This is a genomic window from Mycobacteriales bacterium (genome assembly GCA_035504215.1).
GTDB lineage: Bacteria > Actinomycetota > Actinomycetes > JAFAQI01 > JAFAQI01 > DATAUK01.
In genome coordinates this window covers 16409-27795 of sequence record DATJSI010000035.1, presented here as the reverse complement: position 1 = coordinate 27795, position 11387 = coordinate 16409, and the positions used below count along the sequence as shown (strand labels likewise).

The window sequence follows — 11387 nt, the reverse complement described above, 5'->3', positions numbered from 1 at the left end:
TGCCGCTCGTGCGTGGCCGCAGCGCCCGCACGACGGCGGTCCAGGCGGCATCGAGCTTGGCGGCCGGCTCGGGAGCGCGCTGCCCGCGGACGCGGTACGGCTGCTCGACCCGCGCCACGCGCCAGCCGTCGGCGACCAGCGCATTCGTCACGGCGACCAGGTCAGGAGCCGAAACCCCGCCACCCGCGCCGTGACCGAGAACGGCCAGCCGGCGGCCGGCGCGACCCTTCGGCTCTGACAGGTGTGCGCGCGCCGGCCCGCTCGGTGTGTCGATCTCGCGGATCTCCGGCGCCGGAGCCATCCGAACATGCTGGCAGAGCAGACCCGCGCCGGTGGCCGATGCGAGGATTTGGCGGTGCGATCACCGCGGCAGCCACCGGCCTGGGGAGCCGGGCGCTGAGCCGGCGTCAGGTGGACGACGAGGACCTGCTCGGTCGGCAGGGTCGCGGCTCCCGCCCGCGCAGCCGGCTGCGGCCGCGGCACGACGATGCGGTCAGTGCCCGCGTCGTAAGCGTGGATCGCGGACGTTACGGCGTCCTGCTCGACAGCGACGAGACCCTGGTGGTCGCGATGCGGGCGCGCGAGCTCGGGCGGCGCGCGGTGGTCGTGGGCGATGCGGTCGACATCGTCGGCGACCGATCCGGTGGACCCGATGCCCTGGCCCGGATCGTGCGCATCGCCGAGCGCCGGTCCGTGCTTCGACGCAGCGCGGACGACGCCGACCCGGTTGAGCGGGTGTTGGTCGCGAACGCCGACCAGATGGTGGTCGTGTGCGCCGCCGCCAACCCCGAGCCGCAGCCGCGGCTGGTCGACCGGTGCCTGGTAGCGGCGTACGACGCGGAGATCGATCCGGTGCTCTGCATCACGAAGTCCGACGTCGCTGCGCCGGACGCGCTCGTGGCGACGTACACGCTCGTCGGTGTGCCGATCGTGGTCAGCGGGCGCCCCGGCTTCGCCGCGGCGGTCGAGGAGCTACGCGCCCGGCTGCACGAGCGGGTGACCGTTCTGGTCGGATCGTCGGGCGTCGGCAAGTCGACGCTGGTGAACGCGCTCGTGCCGGACGCGACCCAGCGGATCGGCGAGGTGAGCGAGCGCACCGGAAAGGGCCAGCACACGACGACGGCGGCGGTCGCGTTGCCGTTGCCCGGCGGTGGCTGGGTGATCGACACACCGGGCATCCGCTCGTTCGGGCTTGCGCATGTCAGTCGCGCCCGGCTCGTGTCGTGCTTCCCGGATCTCGTCGGCGGCACCGAGTTCTGCCCGACCGACTGTGACCATCTCGATCCCGAGGTCTGCGAGCTCGATGCCTGGGTAGAGAGCGGGCACGCGGCGCCCGAACGGCTCGACTCGATGCGGCGCCTGCTCGTCACCCGAGACGCGACCTGACGCGAATGCCGGAGCCACCGCTGTGACCCAACTCGAACGCGAGGCGCACGACGCCGCCGCGCCCGAGCCCACGGTCCGGGCACGGTGGTCGCCTTGGCCGGCTCGGGCAGTCCGGCACTGGGCGTTCCTGCTCGTGCTCGCCTTCGGTACGGCGCTACGAGTCCTGGCCTGGGTCGCCTATCAGCCGGCGTTGTTCTACCCGGACTCGGTGAACTACCTCGCGAACACCCATCGGGTTCCGAACGTCGCGTGGCATCCGCCCGGCTATCCGTGGTTCCTCGACGCGGTGCTGATCGACCGGCACCTCGCGGTCGTCACCGCCGTACATCACCTTCTTCTGCTCGGCGACGGAGTCCTGCTCTACCTGCTGCTGCTGCGACTCGGGTGCGGTCGAGTCGTCGCAACCTTGGCCACTGCGCCGATCCTGCTCGACGCCTACCAGGTGCAGATCGAGCAGTACATCCTCTCCGAGGCGCCGTTCGAGACCTTGCTGGTCCTCGCGGTCGTGGCCGCTCTTTGGCCCGGTCGCGAGGCCGGCCGTCGGCCGGCCGGCTTGCTTCGGACCGCTGCGGTGTCGGCGTGTGTCGGGCTGGCCGTTCTCGTCCGGCTGGACGCGATCGCGCTCGTCCTTCCACTCCTCGGTTGGGTGGTGTGGAGCCAGTGGCCGCGCGGCTGGCGGTGGACGATGAGCGCGCTGACGGCGCTGGTCGTCGCGCTGGCGATGCCGGTCGGGGTCGTCATGGGACTGCGCAGCTCGACCGGCGGCGGTGCGTCGATTACAGGCAGCGCTCCGATCTGGCTCTACGCGAGGGTTGCGGGATTCGCCAACTGCACGGTCGACGCGATGCCGCCGAGCCTGTGGCAGATGTGCCCGACCGGGTCACCCGGCTCGCGTCCGGGGCCGGTGTGGTTCCAGGACTCGCCGTCGTCACCGGTCTGGGTCTATCTGCGCGCACACCCGGGTCACACGCGCGACGTCGAGGCCTTCGCCCGCCGGGTGATCCGGCATCAACCACTCGACTACGCCCACGCCGTGGTGACGGACTTCGCGCAACAGTTCCGCCCGACCCGCGCGCAGACGCCGGGCGGCCCCGAGGTGCGCTCGTGGCAGTTCCGGCTGACCCTCGCGCCGGTCGATCCGACCAAGCCGGTTGCCCAGAACGTGGTCGACGCATTCGGCACCGGCAGCGCGCGCATCGACGTCGGCGTGGCCCGATTCCTCCGCGCCTACCAGCGCTTCGGCTACCTGCCGGGACCGGTCAGCGCAGCGCTCCTTGCGCTCAGCGTGATCGCCCTCGTCGTACGACGCCGGCACCCGCTCGCGCCTGCGGTGCTGCTGGTAGCCGGCTTCGCCGTACTGACCGTGCTGACCGCGACCGCCACCGTGCTCTTCTCGTGGCGCTACATGCTGCCGACCCTCGCGCTCTATCCCGTCGCGGGCGCAATGGCCTGGACAATGCTCCGCCGCCCGAACCGTGAACCGTCCGGGGCGCTGGAGCACCCGTAACGGTTCACACAGCCGCAACCGTCAGACGGTGGCGCCTACCGCGATCGTCTCGTCGACCTCGGCGACCCGCGCCGCCAGGTCGGACTTCTCGCGGTCGATCAGCTCGGCCTGGTCCTCGTCGGCCTTCATCAGCTGCTCGAGGTCGACCTTGGACATGTCGAGCACGCCCATCTGCGCGTAGCAGTTCTGCACCTTCTCGCCCCACAGGCCGATGTCCTTGACGCACGGCACGATCCGGCTGAACAGCAGCGACCGGAAGATCTGCTGGAACTCCGAGTGTTCGGAGATCTCGGCGCACTCCTTGACCGGCATGCCGAGCGCTTCGTAGACCTCGATGCCGAGGAAGCGGTTGCGCATGAGCCAGCACCCCTCGACCACGAAGTCCTCGCGCTCGCCGCGTTCCTTGTCGGACAGCTCCTTGTAGGCATCGCGCAGCGCGAGCCGGCCGAAGGCAACGTGGCGGGCCTCGTCCTGCATCACGTAGGCAAGCAGCTGCTTCGCAAGCGGGTTCTCGGCCATGTCGCGAAGTACGCCGAACGCGGCCAGCGCAAGGCCCTCGATCAGAACCTGCATCCCGAGGTAGGCGTAGTCCCACTCCTTCGCCTCGAGCGCGTCCTGCAGCAGCGACGCGAGGTCGGTGTTCATGGGAAAGACGGTGCCGACCTTCTCCTGCAGGAACCGGCTGAACGTCTCGACGTGCCGGGCCTCGTCCATCACCTGGGTGGCGCCGTAGAACTTGGCGTCGTTGTCGGGCACCGTCTCGACGATCCGCGCCGCGGTGATCATCGCGCCCTGCTCACCGTGCAGGAACTGGCTCCACGTCCACGACGCCTGGTGGTGGGTGAAGTTGTCGCGCTCCTTCTGGCTCATCTTGTTCCAGATATCGGTGCCCGCGAAGGGGTTGTACATCTCGGGCAGGCCGACCGGGTTGTTGGGATCGACCTCGATCGACCAGTCGATCCGCTTGGTCGAGTCCCACTGCTTATCCTTGCCTTTCTGGTACAGCGACAGCAGCCGGTCGCGGCCATCGTCGTACTCCCAGCTGAACCTGGCCGAGCCGTGAGCCGGCACGTCCCACGTCGTCGTCACGTCCGTGGGGATCGCGTACTTGTCGCGTGTGCTCATTGGTACGACGCACCCTTCATCAGCAGTCGTTCGACCAGCAGGGACAACCGGGCGGCGATGGCCTCGGCGGAGCCGTCGGGGCCGTCGCTCGGGAGGACGAGGTAGGACACCGTGAGCCGGGCGACCGTCTCGGCGGCGAGCGCGACGTCGGCCGGGTCGATCTCCGGCCACTGGGCGCGCCAGTAGGTCTCGATGTTCTGGCGCGCCGCGGCGATGATCGCGTCGCCGCGGGTGGTGAGGAACGGCAGCAGCTCGCTGGTGTCGTCGGTCAGGACCGCCTTGAGCAGCGGGTTGTCCGACGCCTCGCGGATCGTCCACTCCGTTGCCGCCGCGACCGCGTCTCCGGGCCGAGTCGGGTTCACGTCCTCGAGGAAGCGGTTGGTGCCATCGATGAAACGTTGCGCCTCGCGCATCGCCAATGCCTGGGCGAGCGCATCCTTCGAGCCGAACTCGTTGTAGAGCGTCTGCCGCGAGACGCCGGCAGCGGCAGCGACGTCCACCATCCGCGCGGTCTGCCAGCCACCAGCGACCACGACGTCGTACGCCGCGTCGAGCAGCGCGTCCCTCGTACTCCGGCTGTCGGAGCCGCGGATCTCGGCCATTGCGGCGATTCTTTACACGAAGGGTGCCCGTGTCAACCACCGATAGGGTGACGCGGTGACCGACTGGGCCGGGGACCTCGAGTTCGCGCACGCCCTGGCCGACGCCGCCGACGTCCTCTCGATGGCGCGCTTCCACTCCGACGACCTCGTCGTGGAGAGCAAGCCCGACCTCACCCCGGTGACCGATGCCGACCGCGCGGTGGAACGCGAGCTGCGCGAGCAACTCGAGCGCGAACGGCCGGGAGATGCCGTGCTCGGCGAGGAGTACGGCGACACCGGGGACGGCTCGCGGCGTTGGGTTCTCGACCCGATCGACGGGACCAAGAACTACGTCCGCGGCGTGCCCGTCTGGTCGACGTTGATCGCGTTGCAGCAGGACGAGCGAACGGTCGTCGGCGTGGTGTCGGCACCAGCGCTCGGCCGGCGCTGGTGGGCCGCCGAAGGTGCTGGCGCCTGGACCGGTAGCTCGGTCCGCGACGCGCGCGCCTGCCACGTGTCGAAGGTCAGCGCGCTCTCCGACGCCTACCTCGCCTACAGCTCGCTGTTCGGCTGGGAACGGCGGGACCGGCTGCCGCAGTTCATCGACCTGTTGCGCACGGTCTGGCGGACCCGTGGTTTCGGCGACTTCTGGCAGCACATGATGGTGGCCGAGGGTGTCGTGGACGTCTCGTGCGAGCCCGAGGTCTACCTCTGGGACCTCGCTCCGCTGCAGATCGTGGTGAGCGAGGCCGGCGGGCGGTTCAGCGATTTGTCAGGTGTCGACCGCACCGACGGCGGCAGCGTGGTGTGCAGCAACGGGTTGCTGCACGACGCCGTGCTGGAGGCCATCGGAACGACGTCGGGACCGGCCGCCTAGCCACGCATCGATTCGCGGAGCAAGCGCGAGCGCGGCCGCGTCGAAGAAGCCGTAGCCGCCCGCAGCACCCGACGGCGGGTTGCCCATCGGGATCCAGTGCAGGATCGGGTCGCGCACCTGCCAGGTCCAGATTCCGAGATGTGTTCCGAGCAGCTCGAGGTAGGTCACGATCACGAACGCGCCGACGAAAACGGTCGGCTGCCGGCCGCGGAGCAGGAAGGCGATCAGGCAGCCGAACCACAACGCGCCGAGGACGTCCTCTCGCCCGGAGACGAACAAGCCCCATGCGGCGTACCCGCCGGACAGGACGATCGTCAGCGGGATGAGCAGCCTGCGGTGCGTTGTCACGAACGATGCGCGACCGATCGACAGCGCAGCTAGGTAGACCAGGCCGTGGCCGGGCGGCACGAACCACGGCACGTTGTGCAGCCGGTAGACGTAGACGTGCAGGCCGTAGGAGAACGTGTACTCGATGAGGGTCGCGAACGCGACCACCACACCGACTTGGGCGCGGATCCGCACCGGCTCCCGGGACAAGAGCGCGAGCAAGACGAGCCAGGTCCCGATGCCGAGCAAACGCTGCTGGGCATCCGATGCACCATGACCGCCGAGGCCGTGGTCGAGCAGAAGCACGGCCGTGATCCAGACGAAGACCGCCACGACGTTTCGAGCATTGGGATGGCCGCCGGTACGCCGAACCGCCGGCGTCGTAGCGACCTGTGTCACCCGACCAGTATCAGTCGTGCCAGGCGCGGGTGATGCCGTCCGGGTAGGTCAGCTCACGGATGACCCGTGCCGGATTGCCTCCCACGAGCGTGTCGTCAGGGACGTCGTGGGTGACGACCGCGCCGGCGGCGACGAGCACTCGGGAGCCGATCGTCACACCGGGCAGGATGATCGCGCGCGCCCCGATCCAGGTGCCGTTGCCGATCCGGATCGGCGCCTCGCGCACCGGCCGGCCCTCGACGCCATGACTATCGCTGTCCGTGAGATACGCCTCGTTCGCGATCGCGACGTCGTCGCCGATGGTGATCTCGTGCACGCACGACACGAACACGCCGTTGTTGAGGAACACCCGGTCACCGATCCGCAGCCGGCCCCAGCCGGTGACCAAAGTACGGCGATGCGTGGACCAGATCTTGAAGTGGTCGCCGATGACGAGGTCCGAGGCGTCGACGGTCGGGCGGCCGAGCACGGTCGGCTGCGCACCCACCGACGTGCAGTGCCGCAGGTGCCACTCGGCGGCCGCCCGCTGGCGGCCGTACGCCCAGTAGAAACGCGCCTCGATCGCGCGCCGGCGCGCCTGGGCCCCGAGGTCCCCCACGCGCGGAAACGCTAGCGGGCTGCGTCCACGACTTCGAGCACCGGCTCGGCCTCGGGTTCGGTCATCGGCAGGGCGGCCAACCGAGCTTGTTCGGCGCGGCGCAGCCGGCGGAGCACGAGCCAGCCCATGATGGCCGCGACCCCGCAGGCAAGGGCGCCGAGACCGACGCCCCACCTCGGTCCGACGTACTGGGAAACCGCTCCCGCGACCGGGCCACCGATCGGCGTCGAGCCGAGGAACGCCACCGCCCACAAGGCGATGACGCGACCGCGCATCTGCGGCGCCGCGGTCAGCTGCAGAGTGCTGTTGCCCTTCGACAGGAAGGTGACGCTGGCGGCACCCACGGCCGCGAGCGCAACCAGCTCGATCGCCAGGTTCGGCGCGAGCGCGGCGATCGTCATCACAACCGTGAACACCGCGCACGACCGGGTCAGCGACCGAAGGCCGGTCTTCCCGCGGTTCGCGGCGTACAGACCGCCGATGATCGCGCCCACACCCATCGCCGCGGTCATGAAGCCGTAGGCACGCGACCCGCCGTGGAACGCCCGGGTCGCCATGACCGGCAGCGTGACCTGGAACTCGTACGCGAGGCAGCCGACCACCGCCATCATCAGCAGCGGAACCAGCAGGCTGACCTCACCGCGGACATAACGGAGGCCTTCGCGCAGCTGGCCCGGAGACCTTTCGGCGGGCTTCGTGGGCGTGAGCGTCGCGGTGTTCATCCGGACCAACGACGTGACGACCGCAACGAAGCTGGCGGCGTTGACCAGGAAGCAGACGCCGTAACCGCCCGCCGCGATGATGATGCCGGCCACCGCCGGACCGACCGCGCGCGCGACGTTGACGAGCACCGAGTTGAGAGAGACCGCGTTGCGCAGATGCTTCGAGCCGACCATCTCGAGCACGAAGCTCTGCCGGGCCGGGTTCTCGAACGTGTTGTTGAGGCCGAGGATCACCGCGAGCACACCGATCTGCCACAGCGTGATCACGTGCGTCAGCGTGAGGATCCCGAAGACCAGCGCCTGCACGCCCATCAAGGACTGCAGCACGATCATCAGCCGGCGCTTGTCGACGCGGTCCGCGACCACCCCGCCGTACGGCCCGAGCAGCAGGACCGGCAGCGTCTGCAGCGCGACGACCAGGCCGACGTCGAAGCCGGAATGAGTGATGTGCAGCACCAGGAAGGACTGCGCGATGGTCTGCATCCAGGTGCCGACCAGCGAGATTGCCTGGCCGCCGAAGTAGAGCCGGTAGTTGGGGTTCGCGAGGGACGCGAAGGTTTCGTGGCTCAGCCGCTTGATCCGGGTCACGAGCTCGTTCCGTCTCGGCGGCCGAGCTCGTGGGTCAGCGCCTCCAGCGCCGGCAACGCCGCCTCGACCGCTGCGACATCGGCGGCGTTCAGCCGCTCCAGGCCGTCGAGGAGCACGCGGCCGCGCTCGGCGCGCAGCTTGTCATGGGTACGACGACCGGTCGCGGTGGCTTCCAGCAACCCGGCCCGCCGGTCGTCGGGGTCGGGCCGGCGACGAACCAGGCCGGCTTCGTCCAGCGCTGCCACGATCCGGCTCAGCATGGTGGGGTTCATCCGCTCGATCTCGGCGAGCTCGGACAGCCGCAGCGGGCCGCTGCGGACGATGACGCCAAGCGCCGAGAGCTGCGCCGGGGTCAGGCCCGAGCCGCGGGCCAAGGCGTTGAACCGGCGGCTGAGCTTCCCGACCACCGCGCGCAGCCGGGCCGGGGTCTCGGCATCCACTCGGGTGGAGGTCAGGGCTTCCGGCATGCCTCCATCATAGATAGTTGCCTGCTGGCATGCAAATTATCGGCAGCAACCCTGAAGGCTCGAGCTCGCGCCCCGGGCCGGCCGAGCGATCCCCACCGAATCCTCGCCCGGCGTAAGGTGCTCGCGTGGATCATGCCGAGCGGCTCGCGGCCTATCACGAGCGCGTCGAAGCGCTGCAGGCGGCGCTGGTGAGCCTGCCGACGGATGCGCCGGTCCGGCTTCAGAAGCAACGCAGAACATCGAACCTGTTCCGGCCCCGCGACGGCGCCCACCGCGCGCTGGCAGCCGACGGGTTCAGCGGGGTGCTTCACGTCGACACGGCGAACCACACCGCGGACGTGCTCGCGATGACGACGTACGAGGACCTGGTCGCGGCGACGCTCCCCTACGGACTGATCCCGCTGGTCGTCCCTCAGCTGAAGACGATCACCATCGGTGGCGCCGTGACGGGGCTCGGCATCGAGTCGAGCTCGTTCCGCAACGGGCTGCCGCACGAGTCGGTGCTGGAGATGGACGTCCTCACCGGCGATGGGCGGGTCGTGACGGCCACGCCGGACAACGAGCACCGCGACCTGTTCTACGGCTTCCCGAACTCCTACGGAACCCTCGGCTACGCGCTCCGGCTGACGATCGAGCTGGAACAGGTCACGCCGTACGTCCATCTCCGGCACCTGCGCTTCGACACGGTCGAGGAGTGCGCAGCGACCATTCGGATGGTCTGCAGGGACCGGCAATGGGGCACCGAGGCGGTGGACTTCGTGGATGGCACCTGGTTCTCGCCGACCGAGTGCTACCTCACCCTGGGCTCCTACGCCGGCTCCGCGCCGTACACGTCGAGCTACACCGGCCAGCAGGTCTACTACCGCTCGATCCAGCAGCGCGACGAGGACTGGCTCACCATCCACGACTACTTGTGGCGCTGGGACACCGACTGGTTCTGGTGCTCCCGTGCGTTCGGTGCACAGAACCCGCGCCTGCGCCGGGTCTGGCCGAGCCGGTGGCGGCGATCCGACGTCTACTGGAAGATCATCGCGCTCGAGGACCGCTACCACCTCAAGTCGCGGCTCGACGCCCGCAACGGGAAGCCGGCCGAGGAGCGCGTGATCCAGGACGTCGAGGTGTCGGTCGACCGGCTGGCCGACTTCGTCGACTTCCTCGACGCCCGGACCGGGATCGAGCCGGTGTGGTTCTGCCCGCTGCGCCAGCGCGACCCGGCCGCGCGCTGGGACCTCTACGCGCTCGACCCGTCGACGCTCTACGTGAACGTCGGGTTCTGGTCGACGGCGCCGCTCCCGTCCGGCGAGCAGGACGGCTACCACAACCGGGCGATCGAGCAGAAGGTCGCCGAGCTCGGTGGGCGAAAGTCGTTGTATTCCACCGCTTTCTACCCCGAAGACGAGTTTTGGGCGACGTACGGCGGAGAGACCTACGCGCTGCTGAAAAAGACGTATGACCCCAACCGGCGGTTGCTCGACCTCTACGCGAAGGCGGTCCAACGTCGGTAGCGTGTGGTGTCCGCACGTTCAACCCGGGGAGAGGTCATGGCGCGCAAGCCGATCGCACAGGTCGTCTCGGACGCACTCGGACATCCGGACCTGAGCATCACGGCGTACGACGGGAGCACGGCCGGTCCGTCCGACGCGCCGATCCACACCCGGCTGAACTCCCCGGCAGCGCTGTCCTACCTGATTACCGCGCCTAGCTCGCTCGGCCTCGCGCGAGCCTTCATCAGCGGCGAGATGGAGATCGACGGCGACCTCTACGAGGCGCTCTCGATGCTCTGGAGCGACCGGATCGGGCGGCTGTCGTGGCTCGACCGGCTCGACGTGCTGCGCAACCTCGACCCGCAGGCGATCCGCTGGGTCGAGCCACCGGCCGAGGAGTACGGCGCGCGCCGGCTGCAGTACGGCTTCCGGCACTCCAAGTCCCGCGACGCAGAGGCGATCAGCCACCACTACGACGTCTCGAACACCTTCTACGAGTGGGTGCTCGGCCCGTCGATGACCTACACCTGCGCGTGCTACCCGACCGAGGACGCGACGCTCGAACAAGCGCAGGAGCACAAGTACGACCTGGTCGCGCGCAAGCTCGGTCTTCAGCCGGGCATGCGCCTGCTCGACGTGGGCTGCGGCTGGGGCGGCATGGTGCGGCACGCCGCGAAGCACTACGGCGTCAAGGCGATCGGCGTGACGCTGTCGCGCCAGCAGGCCGAGTGGGGCGAGAAGGCGATCGCGGAGGACGGCCTCGGCGATGTCGCCGAGGTGCGGCACTGCGACTACCGCGACGTCATCGAGAACAACTTCGACGCGGTGTCATCGATCGGGCTGACCGAGCACATCGGGGCGCGCAACCTCGGCTCGTACTTCCGGTTCCTGCGCTCGAAGCTGCGCCCACAGGGCCGGCTGCTCAACCACTGCATCACCCGGCCGACGACGACCGAGCCCGTGCACATCCGCGGCTTCATCGACCGGTACGTCTTCCCGGACGGAGAGCTCGAAGGCGTCGGCCGGATCATCTCGGCGATGCAGGACAACGGACTCGAGGTGCGGCACGAGGAGAACCTGCGCGAGCACTACGCGCGGACCCTGCACGGCTGGTGCGACAACCTGACCGCGAACTGGGACGAGGCCGTGCGAGAGGTCGGACTCGGCCGGGCCAAGGTCTGGGCGCTGTACATGGCCGGGTCGCGCCTCGGCTTCGAGCGGCGCACGATCGAGCTGCATCAGGTGCTCGGCGTACGCGTCGATGACGACGGCGGCTCCGGGATGCCGCTCCGCCCCGACTGGGGCGTATGAGCACAGCCCCGACTG

The 11387-nt window shown here is 69.5% G+C and carries 12 protein-coding genes; 5 read left to right on the top strand and 7 right to left on the bottom strand.

The genetic code is table 11. The features are described 5' to 3' along the window. Positions 1-301 (bottom strand): alpha/beta family hydrolase (locus VME70_03665; GenBank protein ID HTW19295.1); only part of this gene is annotated, 301 nt, incomplete at its 3' end. A 38-nt stretch (positions 302-339) separates the two neighbouring features. On the opposite strand from VME70_03665, the gene rsgA reads away from it, so the two are divergent. After that, complete coding sequence (rsgA, locus tag VME70_03660; GenBank protein ID HTW19294.1) at positions 340-1386, top strand: ribosome small subunit-dependent GTPase A; 1047 nt, start codon at positions 340-342, stop codon at positions 1384-1386. A 22-nt stretch (positions 1387-1408) separates the two neighbouring features. Continuing rightward, complete coding sequence (locus tag VME70_03655; protein ID HTW19293.1) at positions 1409-2893, top strand: phospholipid carrier-dependent glycosyltransferase; 1485 nt, start codon at positions 1409-1411, stop codon at positions 2891-2893. Between the two features lie 21 nt (positions 2894-2914). Here the strand turns inward: VME70_03655 and VME70_03650 are convergent, their stop codons facing one another. Together VME70_03650 and VME70_03645 are read right to left on the bottom strand one after the other, a co-directional pair. Further along, the gene (locus VME70_03650) at positions 2915-4018 is read right to left on the bottom strand and encodes a ferritin-like domain-containing protein (GenBank protein HTW19292.1); all 1104 of its coding nucleotides are present in this window, start codon (positions 4016-4018) and stop codon (positions 2915-2917) included. Beyond that, positions 4015-4620 (bottom strand): TetR family transcriptional regulator, encoded by a 606-nt coding sequence (locus VME70_03645; protein HTW19291.1) that lies wholly within the window; start codon positions 4618-4620, stop codon positions 4015-4017. The genes VME70_03650 and VME70_03645 overlap by 4 nt, the downstream gene beginning before the upstream one ends. A 55-nt stretch (positions 4621-4675) precedes the next feature. On the opposite strand from VME70_03645, the gene hisN reads away from it, so the two are divergent. Next, a complete protein-coding gene (gene hisN / locus VME70_03640; GenBank protein HTW19290.1) occupies positions 4676-5476 on the top strand; it encodes a histidinol-phosphatase in 801 nt (266 codons plus the stop codon). Here hisN and VME70_03635 read toward each other — a convergent pair. Genes VME70_03635 through VME70_03620 form a run of 4 tightly spaced genes read right to left on the bottom strand, consistent with a single transcriptional unit; the run spans position 5372 to position 8577 of the window. Continuing rightward, positions 5372-6202 (bottom strand): hypothetical protein, encoded by an 831-nt coding sequence (locus VME70_03635; GenBank protein HTW19289.1) that lies wholly within the window; start codon positions 6200-6202, stop codon positions 5372-5374. The genes hisN and VME70_03635 overlap by 105 nt on opposite strands. Positions 6203-6212: 10 nt before the next feature. Next, a complete protein-coding gene (locus VME70_03630; GenBank protein HTW19288.1) occupies positions 6213-6800 on the bottom strand; it encodes an acyltransferase in 588 nt (195 codons plus the stop codon). 11 nt (positions 6801-6811) lie between these two features. Further along, positions 6812-8110, bottom strand: coding sequence for an MFS transporter (locus VME70_03625; GenBank protein ID HTW19287.1), 1299 nt, complete (start codon positions 8108-8110; stop codon positions 6812-6814). Beyond that, the gene (locus VME70_03620; GenBank protein HTW19286.1) at positions 8107-8577 is read right to left on the bottom strand and encodes a MarR family transcriptional regulator; all 471 of its coding nucleotides are present in this window, start codon (positions 8575-8577) and stop codon (positions 8107-8109) included. Before VME70_03620 ends, VME70_03625 begins: the two co-directional genes overlap by 4 nt. A gap of 125 nt (positions 8578-8702) precedes the next feature. On the opposite strand from VME70_03620, the gene VME70_03615 reads away from it, so the two are divergent. Together VME70_03615 and VME70_03610 are read left to right on the top strand one after the other, a co-directional pair. Beyond that, positions 8703-10082, top strand: a complete 1380-nt coding sequence (locus VME70_03615) for an FAD-binding oxidoreductase (protein HTW19285.1) — start codon at positions 8703-8705, stop codon at positions 10080-10082. Positions 10083-10118: 36 nt separating this feature from the next. Then, the gene (locus tag VME70_03610; GenBank protein ID HTW19284.1) at positions 10119-11372 is read left to right on the top strand and encodes a class I SAM-dependent methyltransferase; all 1254 of its coding nucleotides are present in this window, start codon (positions 10119-10121) and stop codon (positions 11370-11372) included. The last annotated feature ends 15 nt before the right edge of the window (positions 11373-11387 follow it).